We start from the raw sequence: 21,034 nt of genomic DNA on the forward strand, positions 1-21,034 counted from the left end.
CTGGCCGTCGCACAGGTCAAGCCCCGACCCCGCAGGAGGGCTTGCCCAGCAGACCTTCGCAGGCTTGACCACTCCGCCGAGACGGCCGCGACCAGCGATTGACCTCTCCGCGACCAGGCGCCGCGCACGGCCGCCACGCCCGTACGCGGCGGACGGGACTGCGTCCCCCTGGCCGGTCCGCGACCAGGGCGCGGCGAGTCCTGCACCAGGTCAAGCCTTGCTCGTCCGATGCTGAGCCATGGCCGCCACCCCCGACGATGCTCCACTTCCTCTGCCGGTCCTGGTCGCGCTCGCCACCACGGTCCGCACCCTGCCCACAGGCGCCGGAACGCTGTACGAGCCGAAGTTCGACGGCCACCGACTGATCATCATCTGCACCTCGGGCGGAGTCCTGACCCAGACCCGCTCGGGCCGCTACACCCACGCCTTCCCGGACATCGCCGCAGCAGCCGACCAACTGCCGGCCGGCACCGCGTTGGATGGGGAAGTCGTCATCTGGTCGCAGGGCCGCCTCGACTTCGGCGCCGTCCAGCGCCGCGCCGCCAGCACCACCCGCCGTGCCGAGCTCCTCGCGCGGCAGATTCCCGCCTCCTACGCGGCGTTCGACCTCCTCGCCCTGGCCGGCGAACCGCTCCTTCGGCTGCCCCTGTCCGAACGCCGAGCCCTGCTGGTCGAGCTGCTGAGCCCTCTCGGTCCGCCGCTCCAGCCCGTGCCGCAGACCGACGACCCCGACCTGGCCGCCACCTGGTACCGCGACCTGCCCGCCGCCACCGGCATCGAGGGACTGGTGATCAAGACGGCGAGCGTCCCCTACCGCGCCGGCCGGGCCAGCGGCTGGCGCAAGTACCGGCATGCCGACACCACCGAGGCAGCCGTTCTCGGGTACGTCGGATCCGCGCACCGCCCCCGGGCCCTGCTCCTGCTGCTGCCGGGCCGTTCCGGGCCCGACTGGTCCTCCCCGCTCGCTCCGGAGGTCGCCGCACAGGTCGGCGCGCTGACAGGGGCCGCGCAGCAGGCGCTGCCCGTCACCGGGGGAGACGGCATCACCTACCGGCCCATTCCGCCGGGGCTGGAGGTTGAGGTCCTTGCCGGCACGACCGCCCGTCACGCCGCGCTCGTCGTTGCCCGGGTCCGCTTGTCGGGATGAGCGTCGGCTCGGGGCGGGGGAGTGGTCGCTGCGGCGCGGCGACCCGGGAGCGGACCCGGTCCTGCTCCGGGGCGGCGCCAGGGGGTGGCCGTTCCGGGCTCGCGGCATTCGGGCCCGGCACAGGGAACTGCCCGCCGGTTCCTGATGAGTCCCGGGCGGGCGGCGCCCTGTCTGGTGTCCGGTCAGCCTGGCTATCCGACGGGTGAGGCGCTCGAGGTGGCACGGGCCAGCTCCCGCCAGCTGTTGCCGAGCTCCTGCAGCTGCTCTTGCAGCTGGGTCCGCTGTTCTTCCGGCGCGGCCCAGCCGGTGGAGTACGCCATGTACGGGGTATCGCCCATCGGCACGAAGCCCGCACGTGCCCAGGTGTCCCGTAGACGGGCGACCACAGCGCGGTGCTCGGGTGCTGTCATGCCGGTGGAGTCGAGGGGCTCGGGGTGGCAGATCACCGCTCCGCAGCCGCCCTCCAGCGTCCGCAGGGCGCTGCTCATGAGGATGGGGCCCAGTCCGTAGCCTCGCCAGGCCGGCGCCAGTTCCGCCTTGTGGGCGACGAGGATGCCGAAGCCGCTGAACCCGTCGTCCATGATGTCCGCGAACTCGGGGGAGTAGCCCTGCTGGTCCCGGGTGAAGATCGCCTCGGCGATCTCGTACAGGTCCTGGCTCTCCTCCTCCATCGCCCAGAACGGGTGTCGGCTGCCGTCCGAGCGGATCTTGTAGAAGGTGAACGAGCCGACCGTCAGCTGATGCTCGCAGGCATCGTCCTGCTCGCCGCCTGGATCGGGGGTGCAGGTCTCACAGTTGGGCAGGTCCGGAAGAAGGCTGTCGGCTTCGATGCGGGCGGTGACCTCCCACTCCTCGATCGTGTCCTGGTGCCCGAGAGACGAGTGCAGTTGGTAGACGAGCTGGATCCACGTCGGATCCTCCGGCAGGTCACTCACCGGCCGTGGCGCGTTGGGGGAGGTCATGCCCGGCAGAGTAGTGCCGCCGGTGCCGGGCCGGGCCCCGTTCACCCGTACGGGGGAACAGCCGGCGGGGTGGCCCCGTGAAGCTGCGCCACGCGGGCCCGGCGGCACTGGAGCGGCTGCGGACAACTCGTCGCCCGCCGCCGGTGCGGCTACCGGTCGGGGAGTTTGCGGGTCAGCTTGGTCAGCGCGTTGATGAGCGGCTCCAGTCCCTGGCTGAGCACCAGCGCGGTGGTGAGGGCGAGGGTGGCGTAGGTCTGGGCGAGGTCCGCCGCGATGGCAGGGTCGGTCCTCGCTGCCTGCTGGGCGCTCTTCGCCCAGGCCGTGGCCAACTGCTCGTACCGCTCGATCAGTTCTGTTGGGGTCGTCATGGCGACACCGTAGATTCCCCTCGTGGGCTCCCGCGCCCGATTGCGCACTGTTCATGTCATAGTCTGCGAATTGATCGCCTCCGGGTGGGGGACAGGCTGTGAGGAAGGACGGCGGTACATGAGGGCGCGTACGACGGGATGGGCGGCGGGCATCGCGGCCGGGGTGCTGCTGGTGGCCGGCTGTTCGCATACCGGCGAATCCGGGTCGCAGGACAAGCCGGATGCGCAGCAGGGGGAGGAATCGCCAGAGGCGGCGCCGGTGCTGCCGCTGCGCTTCGCCGAGGAGCCGGCGGTCCGTATCGAGACCGGGCCCGCGGCGTATCCGCCGGTGGCGGTGCGCGGGGAGCACGCGTGGGTGGCTGATGAGGCCGGGATGAGCCTGGTGGCACTGCAGACCGCAGAGGTCCTGGCCAGGGTCGAGCCGCAGCTGCCCGCGCTCCAGGAGGCGTGGAGCGCCGACGGGCCCATGACGGCCGAAGAAGAGGCCGCCGCGGTGGAGCAGTTCGCCAGCACCCGGCCGGTGAACCGTCCGGTCCTCGTGCAGGACGGCGGGGCGGGGGAGGAGGCGGTCATGGCCGTCGTCGCGGTCGAGCAGGGCGGGGACCCCGCGCTGGAACTGGTCGTAGCCCGGGCATCGACCGGGGAGGTCACCGCCCGGGCGGCCTTCACCCCCAAGTGGGGGTCCGCCGAGGCCGACAGCCGGTTCTCCGGCCGCCTGGTCGCAACCCAGCAGGGCCTGGCCGCCGTGGAGGTCGCCGTGGACAGCCGCCCAAGGAGCGTCGCCGTCGTGGACCTGGACGTCGGCGAAGTCCTATGGGAGCGCACCGACTATGTGGCCATGGATGGCCACGACGGTGTTCTGGTCGGTGTGCTCTCCACGGATGAGGGCTACTCCGTCGCCGGAGTGAGCCTGGCCGCAGGGGAGGAGATGTGGACCCAGCCGGCGGGACCCGGGCCCACACTGCAACCGAGGGGCCCCTGGTTCGGCGTCGACGAGGGCCGCGGCCCGGACGGGATCCGGATGGTGGACGTCGCCACCGGCCAAGCAGTGCTGGACCCGGGCGAGCAGCTGACCGAGGACACCCACTGCTCCCCGGCCGCCACCGCCATGGTGTGCGTGACCCCGGATCAGCAGGCCACGGGATACGACCTCGCCGGCGGCGACGCGCTGTGGACCCTGCCGGCAGGCGACGCCGATGACGCCGGAGCGTGGAGCGGCCGCATCACCGCGACGTTCGAGGACCTCCTCTACACCAGCGGCCACGCTGTCCTGGACGCGCGCACCGGCGAGATCCTCTCGACGCAGTCCGGGATCGCCCCGCAACTGGTCTCCGCCACCGCAGGACTCATCGCGACCGGCACCCACGTGGATGTCCACCCCGTCCTCACGGACTGAATCAGCGCGCCGCCGCCCGGCCGGGTCTATCCGGCCGGGCCCGCGCGCCGACCCCGGGCCTGCGCCAGGCTCTGCTCCAGCGCCGCCATCAGGTCCACGACTTCGCCGCCCGCCGCGGCCGGGGGAGCGTGCGGCGGCTCGGCGCCCTCCAGCTTCGCCGTGATCACCCGCTCCAGGGCCTGACGGTAGTGGTCCCGCTCGGCCCCCAGGTCAAAGTCCTCGCCGACCGCGGCCATCAGCGAGGTGGCCATCTGCAGTTCCTGGGGCCGCGCCGGCGGCACCTCGGGGACGGAGACGTCGTCCGGCGGCCGCAACTCCTCCGGCCACAGCAGGGTCTGCATCGCCAGCACCTGACCTCTCACCCTCAAGATGCCCAAGCTCTCCTTGCTGCGGAGCGCGACCCGGACAACGGCGACCTGCCCGGCCTGTCTCATCGCGTCCCGCAGCAAGGCGTAGGGCCGGGCGCCAACCGGCCCATCTACCCCGATCCAGTAGGGCCTGTCCGCGAGCAGGACATCGACCGAGGACTCGGCGATGAACGCCTTCACCTCGATCGCCCGGGCGGTAGGCAGCGGCACATCCGCCAGGTCCTCCTGCGTCAAAATGGCCACCCGCCCGTCCGGGGCCTCGTAGCCGCGGGCCACCTCGCTCCAGGGCACCTCAACCCCCTCGCGCTCACAGAACCGGCGCTGCCTGATCCGCCCACCGCCGCACACGGTGTGGACTTGGTGCAGCGGTAGCGAACTGCCCGTCTCGGACGCCGAATGAACGGTCACAGGGATCGACACCAGCGCCCACGAGATCGCCATGCGGGCGATGGTCTGCGGCATAACCCCCATCCCATACCGCACCAGCCACTCACGCACCTTCACCTGCGCCGACCGGCGCCAGCGACAGCCGCTGGCCCCACCGCGGGCCGCAGCAGCCGACGGCTCGGGATCCAGACAGATTCCTCCGGATTGCCCTCACAGCCAGTGTTCGCGGTGACACGATGGGACATCCGTACGCGCACTACGAGGGGGTCGTGCATTGCGCGATGACAGGCGGCGTATCCAGACAGCCGTGTTGGGCCACGCCGACTCGGACGAACCCCTGATCCTGCCGATGGAAGCCATCGAGCTGGATCAGTTCCGCCAGCACCACGCAGGGGACACGTACTGGTGCGGGACCCTGCTGGGCGGCTGCGGCGCCCGGCTATCCACCAAGCTCTATACGGACAGGGTGTGCCACTTCGCGCACCTCCCGGACCCGACCGGGCTGCACGTCTGCGACCGCCGCGCCCGGGACGTCAGCAGCGCCGACCACCTGTACGTCCGTCAGGCCGCGCTCCCCTGGCTCAAGGCCCAGGGCCAGGACGCCGACTTCCACTTCGAGCACGACGGCGCGCCGATCGGCGCGGTCGTGGACATCACCTGGAAGACCGGGGGCCGCGCTCTGCGCGTGCACCTCAACGAGGAGGTCCCACCCGCGTGGGACGACGACGGGACCGAGCCCGTCCTGGGCATGTCCGTTCCGGTGGATGACGAGACCCTTGTGCGCCGCTGGTACGTCCACCGGGTCCGCCTCACCAGCGCAGGCACCGCGCGCCACGTCGAGATCGGCACGCAGGCGTTTGCCCGGGACACCCAGTGGGTCGGGCTGGGGGAGTGCGAGATGACGGACGAGGGCCTGCGCACCCCCGCGGTGCAGCGCATCATCCAGGAGCGCGGCACCCGGCCCACGAGTGTCCCCTTCCAGCGCAGCCGGCCGGCACAGCGGCCGGTGAAGCGGCCCGATCCGCTACGCCGGCTGGCTGCCGCGGTCGAGTCGGGATCGCTGTTCGCCGTCCGCTCCGCGTGCCGCGATATCGAGGACCTGCCGCTGGAAGAGCGGACCGCTGACCACACCACAGCCCTGGAAGAGGCCGCCCTCTGGCTCAAGGAACAGGAGGTCGAACGGGACGAACTCTACGGGCAGCTGGAGCAGGCAGTGCAGCAGAAAGACCCGCCCGCCGTCCGTCGGCTCCTGAAGCAGGTCCACGCCCTGACAGCCCATAGCCACAAGTTCCTCAAAGCCCCCGCCATCGTCGGGGCCGAGCGCTACCTGGCGGACGAACGCCGCGCCCGCGAGCAGCAGCTCCGCGCGGTGCAACTCTCGCGCCAACAACCGGCCCGCAACCACAGCACCGTGCGGCGCAGCACTCCACCAGCCACGCACCGCACCGTGCCCTACCAGGACGTCGCTGCCCACCGGCGGGTCAAGGATCTCCTCGCCAGCCTCCGCCGCGACCAGCTGCCGGAGCAGGACCTGCAGCGTCTGACCCGGTCGCTGGCCAGAGCAGTAGCAGCAGCCGGCACCCAGGTCACCGGGCCCGAACTCGCCGAGGCCAACTCCCGGATCAACATCGCCCGGCTCCGTGCCGAAAAATTCGCTCGTTCCCGAGGCGCCGTGCGCGAGCAGTCCAGCCGCCCGAAGGCCGACCCGGAACCGAAGAAGAAGACGGCCCGGGAAAAGAAGACCGCGGGGGAGAGGAAGACCGCAGGGGAGAAGAAGGCCGGAGGGAAGAAGAAGACAGGAGGGGAGAAGCGGCCGGGCCTGTCGTCCGAGACGATCGCCACGACAGCAGCCGCTGTGCGGGGGGCCCTGAAGAAGGCGGCCCGGGAACGCACGGCGACGTCCTGGACGCGGCTGCGCAGTGCCCTTGGCAGTGCCCTGCCCTCACTGAGCCGGGAGGACCAGTTGAAGGTCCTCCTCGCTGTCGACGCGGATACGCCCGCCGATGAACCCCTGCTGTCAGCCCAGCTGGCGGCGGCCGACACGAACAACCCCCACCCGTACCGCGACCTGGCCGTCCGCCTGGGACGGCAGCCACCGCCGGACGGGGACGCCCGCACCCACTGGCAGACCGAGGTCCTGCGCCTGCAGCAGGCATTCCGGTACCGGTAGACCTTCCACCGTCCGGGCCTCGGTCGCAGCGGCCGGGGCCCGGACGGACGGCCACATCACGAGGAGACCGTGAAAGCCCCCGAGATCGCCCAGGAACTCCTGGCCAGAGCCGCCGCGGACCAGGAGGTACGCAACCGCCTGCCCAAGCAAGGCCCCTGGCCGCCGGAGATCACCCAGCAGATGCGCGACATCGACGCCGACAACACCGCCGCGCTGCGCAGCATCACCGCCACGTACGGCTGGCCCGGCCACGCCCTCGTCGGAGAAAACGCGGCACGGGCAGCCTTTCTCCTGGCCCAACATGCGGACGATCCGGTGTTCCAGCGCTTCGCGCGGGATCTGCTCGCCCAGGCCGTGGCAGAGGGAGACGCGAAGGCCGATCAGCTGGCCTATCTCACCGATCGCTGCCTCGTGGCCCAGGGGCAGCCGCAGATCTACGGCACCCAGTTCTACGACGTGCACGACGGCGCCGGGTACCGGCCGCGCCCCATCGCCGATGTCGCCCACCTCGACGACCGCAGGGCTGCGGTCGGCCTGGAGCCGTGGGAGCAGGCGCGGGCGCGCATCACCGGCCGACCCTGACCAGCTCGTCGGCCGACCGGCCACCGAGCACAGCGGTGCCGTTCCCGGGCTGGTCCCACGCTCGGCGCTCACCCACGAGCTGCTCCAGGCAGCTGGCGAGGGTGGCGAACCGGGCTGCGGGGCCGGGCCCGGGCGGAGCCGGCGCGGTGACGTCCGGCTGGATCCACACGGTGCGCATTCCGGCGGCGTGCCCACCCCCGACGTCCGCCCGCCAGGAATCGCCGATGTACAGGCACCGCTCCGGCGGGACACCCAGGGCCCGCGCGCAGGCCCAGAACGGCCGCGGATCGGGTTTCTGCATCCCCTGGTCGAGGGCGCACACCACGGTGGCGAAGTGGGGGAGCAGGCCGGCGCGGTGCAGCCGGGGCTGCTGGGTGGCGGTGTCGGAGTTGGTGACGATGCCCAGCGGGAAGCGGCGGGCCAGCCGGGCCAGGAGAGCGTTGAGCTGCGGATCGGGTGCCACCTCCTGGAGGTGGCGGTGGGTGAAGTCGACCACCAGGTCGTTGAGCTGCTGCGCGGTGGGGGAGTGGCCGCGGTCTTCCAGCGCGCGGGACCAGATGTGGCGGCGGATCGCGGCCACCGACCCGAGGTGGGCCAGGGCCGCGTCGAAGTCGGACCACAGCGCGCGCGAGATGACGCGGTAGGAGCGGGCGATGTCGTCGGCCGCCCCGGCGGCGGGATCGAGGGCGGCGGCCGTGCGGCTGACCGCCGCGAGGGACCTCGCGACGGGGGAGCGGTGCGGCATGAGGGTGTCGTCGACATCGAGCAGTACCGCGGCGATGGGCGGGATCGGCTGCAGGACGATGGAGGAGCGCATGGTCACCGTGGCCTCTTCATGGATGCCGGTAGGGGACCGGAGAAGCAGGCATCCCAAGGCGCCCGAGGGCGCCGGCCGAGACCTCCCTGAGCCCCGGGCAAGGACCTCGTCTCCGGGTCCTGCCAGCCCATCGCGAGACGCCTGGCGCTGTCCCCGCCCGCAGCTGCGGTACTCGTGAACGTTGAGGGCCCGCTGCGATAAGCCGCGATTCCCCCAACTCCCCGGGCCAGGTGACCTACTGTCGGCCCATGGCCCCGTTACGCAACGCCGCGCTGCAGCAGGCCCTGCACCACGCGAGGTGGTCGCCCCGCGACCTGGTGCGCGCCATCAACGCCCGCCTGGACGCGGCCGGCGAACCCGCCCTGCACCTGTCCGCCGCCCACATGTGGCTGCGCGGATCGGTACCGCGCAGCTCCCACGTACGGAGGCTGGCAGCGGCCGCCCTCAGTGAGGCCGCCGCCACCCGTGTGAGGGACGGGGACCTGTGGCCCAGTGCCCCGGCCCCGGCCGGGCCCACCGTGCTGTCGGCCACCACCGCCCTCACCAGCAGCCGCCCCCTCGCCGAGGTCCTGGCCACCGCCACGGCCTGGGCCCGCACCAGCCCCAGGGAACAGGCAGCGCTCCACCCCGCCAGCGAACACGAACTGTTCGCGGCCGCCTGGGACGCCACCCGCCAGACCCTCGCCGAACTCGCCCCCGCACCCAGCGCGGACCGGGTACTCCCCCCGCTCATGGACCTCCTCGAGGGTCATGAGCGGGACCTGCGGCGCCTGGACGACCGCGCCGGCGGAGGCGCGCTGTCCCAGCGGTACGTCAACACCGCGCTCGCCGCTTCCCTCGACCTCCTGCGGAACTCCCACTACAGCCAGCCCATCGGCCGCCGCCTGCTGGCCAACACCGCCGGCCTGGCCCAACTCGCCGGCTGGATGGCCTTCGACGCCAACCTCACCGCCGCCGCCCACCGCCACCAGCTCCTCGCGATCCGCCTGGCCCGCGCCGCCGGCGACACCGCCACCGTCTCCAATGCCCTGGGCATGCTCGCCTACCAGCACGCCGCCGCTGGCCGCCCGGCCGCCGCCGTACGGTTCGCGAACTCCGCCGTCGACCACGCCGCGCGCAGCACCCCCACCGTCCGGGCCCGCGCCGCCGGCCGTCTCGCCACCGCCCACGCGGCCGCCGGCGACCTCACCGGTTTCCGCGCGGCCACCGACCTGTGCCGCTCCCTCCTGGACCACCGGCGTCCCGATGACCCGGACAGCCTCTACTACCTGACCGCGCAGCAGGTCGACGCCGAGGCAGGCGCCGCACTCGTCGACCTCGCCGCCGCCCACCCCGGCCGCTCCCGACGCCTGCTGGCAGAAGCCGCCGCCCACCTGACGCCGCTCGCCGAGCAGGGGCCCCGGGGCGGATACCTGCGCTCCGCCGTCCTGCACGGCACCCACCTCGCCCGCGCACACCTCCACGCACGCGACGCCGAGGCCGCCGCCGCCACCTTGGTGCAGCTCGCCCGCTGCGTACCGGACGTCCAGTCCATCCGCTGCCGCCGCCTGCTGGCCCTCGTGCGCCGCGAGGCCGGAAACCGCCTGCGCGGACCCGCCCGCCACGGTGCCCTGTCCGCCGTGGACAGGGCACTATCGGCCGCATGACACCACCGCGCCCCCCGATACCCGCAGCCCCCGTATTGGAGCTGGCCCCCGTGCCGTACGACAGCCCCCAGGCGGTCGACCTCACCCGCCAGCTCCAGGCCGAGCAGCGAGCGCTCTACGGGTTCGCCGACGACCCCGCCGACACTCCGCCAGCCGAATTCGCCCCACCCCACGGCGTCTTCCTCATCGCCCGGACCGCCGACCTCGCCGTCGCCTGCGGCGGATGGCGCACCCTGCGCCCGGGCACCGCAGAGGTCAAGCGCATGTACGTCCGGCCCCAGGCCCGCGGACATGGCCACGGGCTCCGCCTGCTGGCCGGCATCGAAGCCAGCGCCACCAGCGCGGGAGCCGTACGGATCGTGTTGGAGACCGGCGTCAAGAACACCGCCGCCCTGGCCCTCTACCAACACTGCGGCTACAAGCCGATCGCCCCCTACGTGCCCGGCCGCAACCCGGACATCAACCGCGCGATGACCAAGACCCTGCTCCCCTCCGGCGATGTCCCGCCGCCCGGGACCTCCTGAGCCCACAGGCGCGTCCGCCCCCAGGGTGCCGAAACAGCAGTCCGGTCGTTGAGTACGACGTGACAACGAAGCCCCCCGCAGCGCGGCCCGACAGCACCAGGCTCGGCGTCTGCCGCTGCGCCAACCCCCAACCGACCCCGCCGGCATCATCAGCCTGCGAACACCACGAGCTGTGGACCTGCCGCCAGTGCCACCTGGTCGTCCACATCGCCGTGCGCTGCGCGGGCCCGTGCGAGCCGCACGCGGACGACTCCAGCCTGGCGGAGCTGTGCACGCGGTGCTCGCTCCCAGTGTGCCTTTACTGCCACTCCGCTCCGGTCCCCAACCGCCTGGACGTCTGCATCCACTGCGGGCTTGCTGAGTCCGCGGCGGAGGCACAGGACGCTTGGTTGGCCGCGCAAGGTCCCGACAACTGGGACAGGTAAGCGCCTCCGAACCACCCCCGCCCCCGACGGCGCAGCTGCGGGACCACAACAAGGCCAACCGACGTACGAGGACTTGGACGTCACCGCATCGAGGAGGTCGCCGTTGACTCGCTGCTCCAGCGATTCACCGCAGAGATCGACCGGTTCGCCCAGATCACGGGCTGCCACATCGAGATGACTCTCAGTTCCTTTATGCGATGTTGTGCGGCGCGGTTGGCCCTGCCAGGATGGGTTCCGCCGCGCTCACGGTGCGCGGGCCCCCGGTCATCCCACCGTTGACCGTCCAGGGTGAACTGAGCACACGCTCGAACCGGCACGATGAGCATGACCGACATGATGACGGCGCCCTGACCTTATGACTTGGCGTCGCACCGAGGTGGGCGGTGCGCTACGCGAAGTCCGGTCGAGGAGCCCCATGTCCACCACCAGCCCTTCCCACGACAGGCAGCGGCGCGTCCAGCGCACGCAGCTGACCCGGCTTGCCCGTCTTCTGGCAGCCGAGACGCAGATCGGCTACCAGAAGGCGCTCCAGGACGTCACCGGCGCCAGCGACGCCGGCCTGCTGCCCGAGCGCCTCGATCACCACGGCCTCGACAAGGCGCTGCGGATCCTGATGAAGCAGGACCACGCGATGTGGAGCCCGCTCTCCACTGGCCACCCCTGGCCCGGCGTCTACCACCCGCTCACGCACGCTCTGCCCGGTGCCCGGAGCAAGCGAGCCCAGGACGCCGCGAAGAAGGCACGACTCGCCGGGGTCCGCGAAGCATACGAGGACGGCGACTTCCATCCCGACGAAATCCTCTACGCCTACGAGGACTACGACGAGGACGAGGACGGATTCGGCACGGAGCCCGAGACCGCCCATGACGGGTCAGAGGACCCGGCAGAGTCGGGCGATGAGGGCCTCGATATCTCCCCAGGCCCCCAGAAGGACACCGAGATCGCCGCGCGCTGGTGGCTGGACCAACTGGCCAAGGACGGAGTTCTGCCCCGCTACCGGATGCCCGACCCCTACCCCGGGCGTGCCGAAGTGCCGCTCAACGCCGCACTGGATCACAGGCGTGCCACCGCAGACGTGGACGGCTACGAGCAGCAGTTGCGCCGCATCATCGCCGCCGAACCCCGAGACGTCGATGCCTACGCCCATCTCGGCAGCCTTGCTCTGCAGCGCCACGACGGCGACTTCGGCGACCTCATCTCCTGGTTCGGCCCCACCCCCGCCGAGCGCCGCCGCTTCCTGAAGGAGGCGCTGGCCTGGTACGAGGCCGCGACCGCTGTCGGCGAGGCATCCCTCCCGACGGTCTTCCACGGCCGGCTGCCCTGGGACGAGATGGACAACCGCCCCTTCCTGCGCGCCCTCCAGGGCCTGGCTCTGACCCTGTGGCGGCTGGGCCGCTTCAACTCCGCCGAACGCGTCCTGGTGACCCTGCTCTACCTCAACCCGAACGACAACCAGGGCGCGCGCGAGATCCTCGCCGATGTCCGCGCGCACCGCCGCTGGCACCCTGGCATCACCGAGACCGACGACCAGCACATCCGCAACAACATCCTGATCGTCGCCCGCCGCCCGGTCCACACCCAGCCCGGCAGCCTGCGTACCCTACTCACCACCGCCGCGCAGCCTGCGCCCGAGACGGTTGCCGACGTCGTTCGACGCGCCGCCGCCGAGGCCCTGGGAGCCACCTGGGACGGCGAGTCGCCCCATATTGTCGTCGGCAACCCGCGCACCGGCATCAAGGTGACCATCGTCGCCCGACACCAACGGGGCCACAGCCTGACCCCGGACGAGTACTGGTGGGACGCCCACCGCGACGGCGCCGAGATGGAAGGGCCAGTCCTGTTCACCCTGATCGCCGACCGCGGCTACATCGCCCTCGCCCAACTCCTGCGCGCCGACGAGCTGGCCGCCTACCGCGCCGCCGACCTCCCTCGGCGTGAGCGCACCGCCTTCACCACCACCTTCATTCACGGCGCCACCCGCTACGGCACCGATCTGGCCTCGCAGCTCGACAACGCCCTCCACTTCCTTCCGGCGCATCCCGGCGCCTGGCTATGACCGGGCGGTGCCGAGCCCCGCGGGCAATCGCCGGGCCCGGAACCGCGATCTTCTTTCGGTGCGGTGTCACAAACAGCCCCCTCCACCTCCTGAGCGGGGTGGGCATGGCAAGCGTGAACGGCGATGCCCTCAGAGCGCCCGCAGGAGGCGCTCAACCAACAGGGGAGGTCTGTTCCATGAAGCTGCTGAAGGGCGCTGTACTCGCCGGGGTGCTGGTCGCGCTGAGCGCGTGCTCCTCGGACAAGGTGAGCGACTGGGGGGCAGAAGGCGCCGAACAGGAGACGCGGGAGATCGGAAACCGGCATATCCAGCCCGTCACCGAAGCCGAGGCAACTGAGGTGATCGCCAGCTACAACGAGGCCAGCACCCGCGCCTACGACGAACTGGATGCCACCGCCCTCGAGGAGGTCGCCGGCGGATCGCTGCTGCAGAGGTCCACCGCCGAGATCGTCCGCCGCACCGAGGTATCGGGAGGCGACTGGGAACCGGCCGAGAACAAGCAGTACACGGACCCGCAGCTCATCATCCCCAGCGGCGCACCATGGTGGATGGCCGACGTGGCCACCGAAGACGACTCCCGGCGGCTGCTCACCTTCACCCAGGGCGAGGACAGGCAGTGGCTGCTCGTCTCCGCGATCACCCTGGACGCGGCACTGCCCGCGATCGCCCTGGACGAGGACGGATTCGCGCAGACGGCCCCCGACGATGACCGCGCCAGCCGCTTCCTGCCCAAGGACGCCACCCCGGCCTACCAGGACCTGTGGGAGACCGGCGGGGAACTCTCGGGCTCGACCCTGGCCGCGACACCGGGCGGCGCGGAAATCCTGGACCATCGGACCCCGGACGACCCGCTGCTGCTGACCCGCTACACCTCCAACACCCCCGAGCACAGCGGCTTGTGGGTGCTGCGCACCGAGGACGGTGGCACTCTGACGGTCGGCCACGTCGCCCACACCGAGACGGTTACCGCGCTCAGGGTGCCCGGCGGGGCGGCCGCCGACTACAACCCCGAGCCCAGGAACCCGCTGCAGAATCAGCACGCCGGCGAGATCGCCGTGTGGATGCCCGCGGGTGACTTCCCGGAGATCGTGGGCGACGAGTGGACGTGGATCAGCGTCCTGTAGAGCAGCACCTGCGCCCCGTGGGCCGTGCCCCGACCGGGGTACGGCCCACCACGGAGACATGCCGCTCCTGCCCGCCTGGCATCCTCCCCTGCGCCGCAGCAGCCCGGGCCGCGCGCTGTGCGTGCCTGCACTCCCGCACACGGAGGCCGGCGCACCGCTCGGCTTCGGCTGGCGATTGGGTTCGACGTGCCCGTACGTCAGGAGCGACACCCGAGGCGGTGTAGGTGAGCGCCACACCTTACTGTGAGTCATGCTCACCACTGTTCGATGCGGGCCCCTGGTGCGAGGCCATGCGTTGCTCTTGAACGTCAAGGCCCCACCGCCGGACGGAGGCCGGAGAGTTCCGGGAGTGCGGCAGTCGTTGGGCTTCCGGGGGCGCTGCCCCGCGGACCCCCGCCAGCGCCCCGGCGGCGCTGGACCCGCCACCTGCCGCCCGTCCTCAAGTGCTCGGCGCTCCGCGCCTGTGCGCTTGACCACTCGGGCCTACGGCCCTCCCTGGACGGTTGGCCCAGATCGCCGGTGGTGCTGTTCTGCGGTGGCACCGGTTGCTGGCCCAGCCCGCCCGGCAACTGCGGCTCATACAGGGTGACCGTGTGTGGCGCGGGCCGAGTTGGGATGTGACCGAAGAGGCCATCCGGGCTGATGACGCAGGGGTGACGACGGCAGGTGGGTGGCGAAGCCGACGCCCCGGTTGTAGCCCAGGTGCCCCCTCTACTACAAGAGGCGGCCGCGAGGAAAAGCCTCTGACCTGCGCTTATAGGCATGGGCAGGTGTTCCGGCGGACACCTTTCGCGCGATCTTTGTCACCCTGGCCGACACCTTCGGGATGAAAAGACAACCACCCGTTGAGATTCCATATGTGCAGGTCACAGGCTTCTGGTCCGGTGATGCAGGTTGTGATTGCGGGCTCAGAACGTGTCCGCGCGGACCCAGAAACACAACCACACGTTTACTTTCGGCTCGAAAGACAACGCCTGGTTGATTTTCAGGGTCCGGGGGAGCACGTTCGGCGAGAAGGTGGCCGAGCGGACACACCGAAGGGGCTAAATACAACTACCAGTTGAGATTTCGCTAGGGTGGGCGGCGCCTGAATCCTAGGAGGTGTCCGTGCAACCCAGTAAGCCCCCGTCCCCGGATGCGCAAGCCATCCGACCGGCGGACGAGGCAGCGTTTGGCCAGCTCCTGGCCGCGTTCAACCAGGAACTCGACGTGCGCGAAACGCCCCACCCGGGGCGCCAGAAGCGGCTGAAGAACGTCCACTTCGAATACGAGGCGGAAGACCGCACCGTGCACGACATGGCCGGAACCGAGGGCTACAGCCTCGCCAGCAACTGGTTCCTCGCCCGGCTCGCGCAGCTCATCATCGCCCACCAGGTCTCCATCAGCCGTGTCTGCGTTTTCCTTCTCGTCGTCAGCGCCCAGCGCAACGGCACAGGCATCGCGCATCTCACCCAGCAGGAGATCACCGACACACTCAACCGCGTGGCCGAACGCCTCGGCGGGCGCCACATCACGCGAAACACCGTCAACAAGAGCCTCAAGGACCTGTATGCCCTCGGCTGGCTGGAGCAGGTCACCGGCGAGGACGGCAAACGCGTCAACGGGCAGATCCGCGTGAACCCCTACCTGTGGTTCCGCGGCAACAGCCGCCAGCAGCAGGGCGTCCTGTTCGACCTCCAGCAGGACCGCACGGCGGAGGACTTCCCCAACGCCATCGGCCCCGAGGACGAAACCCCGCTGGAGGCCGCTGGATGATACGAAGCCCGCACGATCGGTCCTCTACCACCAGGAGGTTGTGATGCAGACCTTGTCCCCCCTGGTCTGGGAGCGCCTGTGGATGCTCCCGGTACCCCCGGCGTCGACCGTGATGATGTCCTACCTCCTGGGTGTCTCCGAGTACGGAGGGAACATCCCGGTCAAGCAGGACGACATGGCGAAGACCCTGCGTACGACCCAGCAGGCGATCAGCAAGCGGCTCAAGCCCTTGTGCGAGATCAACCTCCTGCTGCGGCCGGACGGAGAAAAGCGCGCCGGCAACCGGTACCGGCTCCACCCGATGGCTGCGAAGTACGAGAACGCCGACCAGATGACGGAAGCCATCCGGCAAGCCATGGCCGACATCCAGGCAGGCCGCCTGGCAGCGCCGCTCATCCCGGACTACATCCACGCGCCCCCGGCAAAGGCGGGTCGCCCCGACCTGCGAGTCGTCCGCGACGTGTCCTGACCGCCCGGCACAGGCAAGGGCCCCGGCCGTATTGGCCGGGGCCCTGCGCCTGAATACCTGGAATCGCGCCCAGCATACTGCGTTCCGGGTCAGGGCGCCCGCGCGGCCCGGTTCCATCCGGCCAGCCGGGGATCCAGCAGAAGCCGAACCCGAGCCGGCGACCGCGCGCCCAGATCCCGACGCCCCATCACGTGCGTCGCGCAGCCCGGGACAACAGGCGCCGAAGGAGACCGGCGCGTCCCGCGCGAGGCCGCGGGAGCTGTGGCGGGCCCGGCGGCAGCGGCGGCACCACGGGCGGTGGTGGTGGCGGCGGTGGCGCAGCGGCCGAAGGCGCCGCGACCGGCGGAGGTGCTGGCTGCGGCGCATCCGACGACTGCGAGTCCGCAGGGGCCTGCGCCGGGGATACCGGCGGCTCGGGGAGGGCTGGGCGTCTCCGGCTCTCGCCCACCTCGAAAGCACGCCGATTGCGCCATTGGTGACGTGCGCTTTGTGCGGTGAACAGCTCGTCCATCACCTGGTGCGCCCGTGAGGGCTGGAACAGTGCGCGCGTCCTGGTCATCGAGCTCATGTCGATGGGCACCAGTCCCCACCGGTCGGCGTCCCCGGCCGGGACCGGCTTGCTGATCCGCCAGTCCTGGCGCGGGTCGCTGCGCCACCGCGGCCAATTCGTCCAGTCCTGTCCGGGCCGTGCGGGGTGAAGGAAGTCGTGGATGCCGTAGGGGACGAGGACGACCTTGCCGTCCAGCCAGTACACGTGGCCGCCGCTGTCGAGGATCGCCTGCTGCTGCTCGGTCGGGGCGAGGGTCTGGTGCACGTGGTTCCCGCCGCCGTACCGGACGGTGTGCTGCCCGACCACGGCGAACTGCCTGGGGTCGCGCGCCAGGAACCACACGTGCGCGGCGTCGGCGTGGAGTTCGCGGACGGTGCGGATGCGGCGCCGCAGCTCTTCAGCGCCCGGCAGTTCCGCCCCGGGGCGTTCGATCGCGATGACCGTGTCACCGTGCCGGGCGATGATGACCGGCGGGAGGACCGTCTGCTGGTCAGCTCCCTCTCCCGGAGTCTCCAGCGTCGCGGTCACCCCGGGAAGCGCCTGGACGATGTCCCGCAGCCGCACGAGCAACTCGGCGTCCTGGTCCAGGAGGGCCTCGCGTTCCGGCGCGGCACAGCTCTCGCCTCCCCGGTGCGAGAAGTAGCTGCGGGTCCGCTCCCCACCCTTGAGGATCAGCTCCGCGCCGCAGGCCCGGCAGCGGTACCGTCCGCCAGCTCGTCCTCGAGGGAGCCCCGGCGCGCCGTCGGCCAACCAGATCGCGTTCCCGGTGACCTCGTCCCGGGCGCTCGTGGCCACGTCAGCCCTTCCCGTTGATCGCCGCGCTGGTGCGCTCCGGCGTGCACTGTGGGCAGCCGGCCACGGCGCCGGTCTGGGATTTCATGAATGCCCTCCCCTGGCTGGTGGAGGGAGGTTACCGCCTGCGTCCGACACCGATGCTCAACGGCATGTGCTGATGGCCCCGGGTCAGGACTGCCACTGGCTGCTGGACGGGACGCCGTCGACCGTCTTGACCGTGGGCCTCCAGCACAGCGACTGAAGCGACTGACGTCCGTACTTATCAGCCCACGCGCGCACGCGTTCGGCTGACAACAGCGACCCTCGGTCGCTTCAGTCGCTGCCCATTCGACCAAAGGCGCTTTGACCAGCGCTTTTGCGGCTAACGGTTGAGCGACTCAACCCAGCGACCAGCGAGGCAGCGCGCTCAACGCCCGGACGGCACCCCGCTGCTCCGCCTGCTGACCCATGCTCGGTCGCTCGGTCGCTCGGTCGCTTGGGTCGCTGCCGGGCCCGAGGTACGGGCCCCCTCTCCCTGCCGCCGGTCCCGCGTCGATGTCCCCGGGTGGCATCTCAGCGAAGGAAGAACGGACTTCGGAACGAGTAATGTACACGCGCGGTACGTTATGACGTACACTTGAAGTACGTAGATGTACGTTAGGGGTTGAGATGCCACACCCACAGAGTCCGAACCAGACGCTGCGCCTCCTGGAGGCGCGCAAGCAGTTCTTCGACCTGGTGCGCAGCGCCCAGGAGGGCGGGACCGAGACCTGGATCCGGGACAGTGACTCCGGCGCCGAGGCCGGCATCCTTCCGCTCCCCGAAGGCGACCCGCAGGGCCAGCGCCTGGCGGTGAGTGAGGCGCGCACGAAGATCGGCGAGCTTGTCCGCCAGGCCGCCGACGGCCAGCCAGTGATCCTGGTGCGCAACGGCAAGCCGGTTGCGAGGCTGGCCGGCCGAGCCGCCGCCCGTCGGCGCCGCCTGGTCGGGATCGGCGACGCTGTTGAAGGCGTGGTGGCCCCGACATCCACCGTGCTCTCCTATGGCCTGCCCGCTCTGGACGAGGCGGCCGGCGGACTGCTCCCGGGGCGCCTGGTGCTGGTGGCCGCAGCCCAGGGAGCGGGCGGATCCCTGCTGGCGACGACCGCGGCCCGCCACGCCGCTCTCCACGCCGGCCTGCCCGTGCTGTACGCGGCGTCGGGTCTCACCCGCGCGGACGTCGCCGCCCGCATCGTCGCCGCGGAGGCGGGCGTGGACTACCGGCGCCTGCGCGCGGGAGCGCTCACCGGCGACGCACAGGCCGCCGCGGCCCGCGTCGCCCAGGAACTGGGCAAGGTCGCGCTGCACATCGACGACGGCACCGACCTGACGGCCGAGGCGATCGCCGAGACCGCGCCGTACGTCGAGGGCCTTGCCCTGGCCGTCGTGGACCGCCTCCAGGCCGCCTTCGACCCGGCTGTGCCGCTGTCGGGCCCCGCGCTGCCCGAAGCCGCCCGCGTCCTAGCCCGGATGGCCCGCGAACAGCAGGTCCCCGTCCTGGCGGTGGTGGACACCGACGACCCGGAGACGATCGCCGCGCTCGACGCGGATGTCACCCTCCTGCTGACCCGCGCCGGCGACCACGCCGGTGTACGGGTCACCGAACGGGACCTCGGCGTTGTCGGCGAGGTGGCACTGCGCGCGGAGTTCGCGTGCGTCCGATTCGCTGACGCCCCGGCAGGCACGCCCGTCCCCGGCCCGCAGGGTCCTCCCGCGCAGCCGGAGCCAGCCGCAGCCCCTGCCAGCCCGCAGGCTCGACAGGAGCAGCAGGCGCCCGCGCCGGTGACGGAGAGCCCGGAGTCCAAGCAGGCCCGCGCGGGGAATCAGAAGTACCGGGCCGGCCGACGGACGAAGTCGGCGGAGCAGGCCCGCGAGAACCTGCTGGAGATGATCAGCAACGCGGTCGAGCACGAGCTGGAGAAGGCCGCCGGCGACACCGAGGAGGCCACCGGCAGACTCTTCAAGCGCGCGATCCCGGACGCCATGCGGCTGTTCGACCAGACCCGCGACACCGCCCGCTACGAGTACACCGCCTACCCCGCCCTGCCCGACATCCTCAACCGGCCGAGCAAGAACGAGCAGGACGCCATCTGGGAGGGCCGCCCCAGCTGGCAGAACCCCAACTACGGTGCCAACCCCGACGGCACCGTACGGGTCACCGCCCTGGACGTGAACGCCGCCTTCCTGTCCGCGCTGCGCGCCCATCTGCCGATCGGCAGGCTGGAGCACTCCACCGGCCCCGACTACGGCACCAAGCGAGCCGGAGTGCACCTGATCACCCCGTCGCCGTGGGACCACGCCGATCTGCCCAATCCGCTGGGTGACCGCGATGAGCCAGGCCCCCTGTGGATCACCACAGCCACCCTGCGGCTCCTGCAGCGCTGGTCCGGCCCCAAGTACGACCTGCTCGACCCACCGCAGATCCACGAGTCCTGGACCAGCAGCTCAACGGAGAACTTCCTGGAGTCCCTGAGGCAGGTCCTCGACACCGCTCGAACGACGGCCATCGCCGAGGGCGACCACGTCACGCTCCCGTACATCAAGATGATGTACAGCAAGCTCGTCTCCACGATGGGCCAGTCCTCCGACAACCGGGCCATGGTGCGCCCGGACTGGATGCACAACATCCGCAGCCAGGCTTTCTCCAACCTCTGCGGGCGCGCGCTCAAGGCGCGCCAGGCCGGGCTGACCGTCATCGCGGTCAAGGGCACCGACGAACTCCACGTCGCCGGCGACTGGCGCCAGGTGTTCACCGAGGGCACCGGCCTGGCCGAGATGAAGATCAAGAAGGACAAGACGACGGGCGCCCCCGTCGAGTACACCGTCGTTGAGAGGAGCCGCTGATGGCCGGCCGCTGGATGGTCCTCGGTAAGTACCACGCCCGGGGGATTTCCGGAGCCGACGCCATGGGGCAAGGCATCCAACGGATGGTCACCGGCATCAGCTCCTCGCCCGACAGCGACCGCGGCGTCGCGGCACGCCTGCGGTACCTCACCGAGTCCAACGCCGGATACGAGGCGATGGACCGCGCCGGCATCAACGTCACTCCCCGCACCCTGTATGCGTGGCTGGCCGAAGAACGATCGCCCAGCCGCGCCAACCGGGCCAAGCTCGACGCGGCCTACTGGGACCTGCGCCGGCACAACGTCGCCGCAGACCTCAAGCGCCGGCTGATGTCCGGAGGCGGGACCCGCATCGAGATCGACCCGGTGGACCAGAGCGGTGTGGATCCGCTGCACCGCCGTGACGTCCAGGTCCGCCGCGTGCGGGTCCCCGCGGACATCTGGGACCGGGCCGTCGATGCCTGGGACAACGACGACTACCAGGCCATGGACGCGGTCTGGGACGAGGTGCTGGACCTGCTGGGCTCCGACTACGACTCGTACACCTACGTCTCCTCGGTCGGCTGGAACGCCTGACAGCACGCACGACCCGTACGTGAGGGGCGGAGCCAACCGAACTGGCTCCGCCCCTC

Annotated in this window: 17 protein-coding genes; 12 read left to right on the forward strand and 5 right to left on the reverse strand. The window is 71.2% G+C overall.

Translation table 11 applies throughout. The features are described from left to right. The first annotated feature begins 238 nt into the window (after nt 1-238). On the forward strand, nt 239-1,147 hold the full coding sequence (locus ACTFAP_RS29610) for an ATP-dependent DNA ligase (protein WP_500469758.1): 909 nt from the start codon (nt 239-241) through the stop codon (nt 1,145-1,147). A 191-nt stretch (nt 1,148-1,338) separates the two neighbouring features. Here ACTFAP_RS29610 and ACTFAP_RS29615 read toward each other — a convergent pair whose 3' ends face one another. Continuing rightward, a complete protein-coding gene (locus ACTFAP_RS29615; RefSeq protein ID WP_500469760.1) occupies nt 1,339-2,109 on the reverse strand; it encodes a hypothetical protein in 771 nt (256 codons plus the stop codon). A 149-nt stretch (nt 2,110-2,258) separates the two neighbouring features. Then, the gene (locus tag ACTFAP_RS29620) at nt 2,259-2,477 is read right to left on the reverse strand and encodes a hypothetical protein (protein ID WP_500469762.1); all 219 of its coding nucleotides are present in this window, start codon (nt 2,475-2,477) and stop codon (nt 2,259-2,261) included. Nucleotides 2,478-2,595: 118 nt separating this feature from the next. Here ACTFAP_RS29620 and ACTFAP_RS29625 point away from each other — a divergent pair, with 118 nt between their 5' ends. Further along, a complete protein-coding gene (locus ACTFAP_RS29625) occupies nt 2,596-3,873 on the forward strand; it encodes a hypothetical protein (protein ID WP_500469764.1) in 1,278 nt (425 codons plus the stop codon). 26 nt (nt 3,874-3,899) lie between these two features. On the opposite strand, the gene ku is transcribed toward ACTFAP_RS29625, so the two are convergent. Further along, nucleotides 3,900-4,703: a non-homologous end joining protein Ku gene (gene ku, locus ACTFAP_RS29630; RefSeq protein WP_500469766.1), complete on the reverse strand. Its 804-nt coding sequence runs from the start codon at nt 4,701-4,703 to the stop codon at nt 3,900-3,902. Nucleotides 4,704-4,935: 232 nt separating this feature from the next. Between ku and ACTFAP_RS29635 the strand changes: the two genes are divergently transcribed. Further along, nucleotides 4,936-6,798, forward strand: a complete 1,863-nt coding sequence (locus tag ACTFAP_RS29635; protein WP_500469767.1) for a zinc finger domain-containing protein — start codon at nt 4,936-4,938, stop codon at nt 6,796-6,798. 69 nt (nt 6,799-6,867) lie between these two features. After that, on the forward strand, nt 6,868-7,380 hold the full coding sequence (locus tag ACTFAP_RS29640; RefSeq protein WP_500469769.1) for a DUF6624 domain-containing protein: 513 nt from the start codon (nt 6,868-6,870) through the stop codon (nt 7,378-7,380). On the opposite strand, the gene ACTFAP_RS29645 is transcribed toward ACTFAP_RS29640, so the two are convergent. After that, nucleotides 7,364-8,197: an HAD family hydrolase gene (locus tag ACTFAP_RS29645; RefSeq protein WP_500469949.1), complete on the reverse strand. Its 834-nt coding sequence runs from the start codon at nt 8,195-8,197 to the stop codon at nt 7,364-7,366. The genes ACTFAP_RS29640 and ACTFAP_RS29645 overlap by 17 nt on opposite strands. 248 nt (nt 8,198-8,445) lie before the next feature. Between ACTFAP_RS29645 and ACTFAP_RS29650 the strand changes: the two genes are divergently transcribed. The 6 genes from ACTFAP_RS29650 (at nt 8,446) to ACTFAP_RS29675 (ending at nt 16,196) form a co-directional block, all read left to right on the forward strand. Further along, nucleotides 8,446-9,843, forward strand: coding sequence for an NsdA family TPR-like regulatory protein (locus ACTFAP_RS29650; RefSeq protein WP_500469770.1), 1,398 nt, complete (start codon nt 8,446-8,448; stop codon nt 9,841-9,843). Further along, nucleotides 9,840-10,367, forward strand: a complete 528-nt coding sequence (locus tag ACTFAP_RS29655) for a GNAT family N-acetyltransferase (RefSeq protein ID WP_500469772.1) — start codon at nt 9,840-9,842, stop codon at nt 10,365-10,367. Before ACTFAP_RS29650 ends, ACTFAP_RS29655 begins: the two co-directional genes overlap by 4 nt. Nucleotides 10,368-11,207: 840 nt before the next feature. After that, nucleotides 11,208-12,848, forward strand: coding sequence for a hypothetical protein (locus ACTFAP_RS29660; protein ID WP_500469774.1), 1,641 nt, complete (start codon nt 11,208-11,210; stop codon nt 12,846-12,848). A gap of 176 nt (nt 12,849-13,024) precedes the next feature. Next, nucleotides 13,025-13,972, forward strand: coding sequence for a DUF8094 domain-containing protein (locus ACTFAP_RS29665; RefSeq protein WP_500469775.1), 948 nt, complete (start codon nt 13,025-13,027; stop codon nt 13,970-13,972). Between the two features lie 1,107 nt (nt 13,973-15,079). After that, complete coding sequence (locus ACTFAP_RS29670) at nt 15,080-15,727, forward strand: helix-turn-helix domain-containing protein (protein ID WP_500469777.1); 648 nt, start codon at nt 15,080-15,082, stop codon at nt 15,725-15,727. A gap of 43 nt (nt 15,728-15,770) precedes the next feature. Further along, entirely contained in the window at nt 15,771-16,196 is a 426-nt protein-coding gene (locus ACTFAP_RS29675) for a hypothetical protein (protein ID WP_500469778.1), read from the forward strand. Between the two features lie 187 nt (nt 16,197-16,383). Here the strand turns inward: ACTFAP_RS29675 and ACTFAP_RS29680 are convergent, their stop codons facing one another. Continuing rightward, a complete protein-coding gene (locus ACTFAP_RS29680; protein WP_500469779.1) occupies nt 16,384-17,541 on the reverse strand; it encodes a competence protein CoiA family protein in 1,158 nt (385 codons plus the stop codon). 648 nt (nt 17,542-18,189) lie between these two features. Between ACTFAP_RS29680 and ACTFAP_RS29685 the strand changes: the two genes are divergently transcribed. After that, complete coding sequence (locus ACTFAP_RS29685; protein WP_500469781.1) at nt 18,190-20,403, forward strand: type II toxin-antitoxin system prevent-host-death family antitoxin; 2,214 nt, start codon at nt 18,190-18,192, stop codon at nt 20,401-20,403. Further along, nucleotides 20,403-20,978, forward strand: coding sequence for a transcriptional regulator (locus ACTFAP_RS29690; protein ID WP_500469783.1), 576 nt, complete (start codon nt 20,403-20,405; stop codon nt 20,976-20,978). Before ACTFAP_RS29685 ends, ACTFAP_RS29690 begins: the two co-directional genes overlap by 1 nt. The last annotated feature ends 56 nt before the right edge of the window (nt 20,979-21,034 follow it).

This window comes from Streptomyces sp. PH9007, assembly GCF_059813725.1.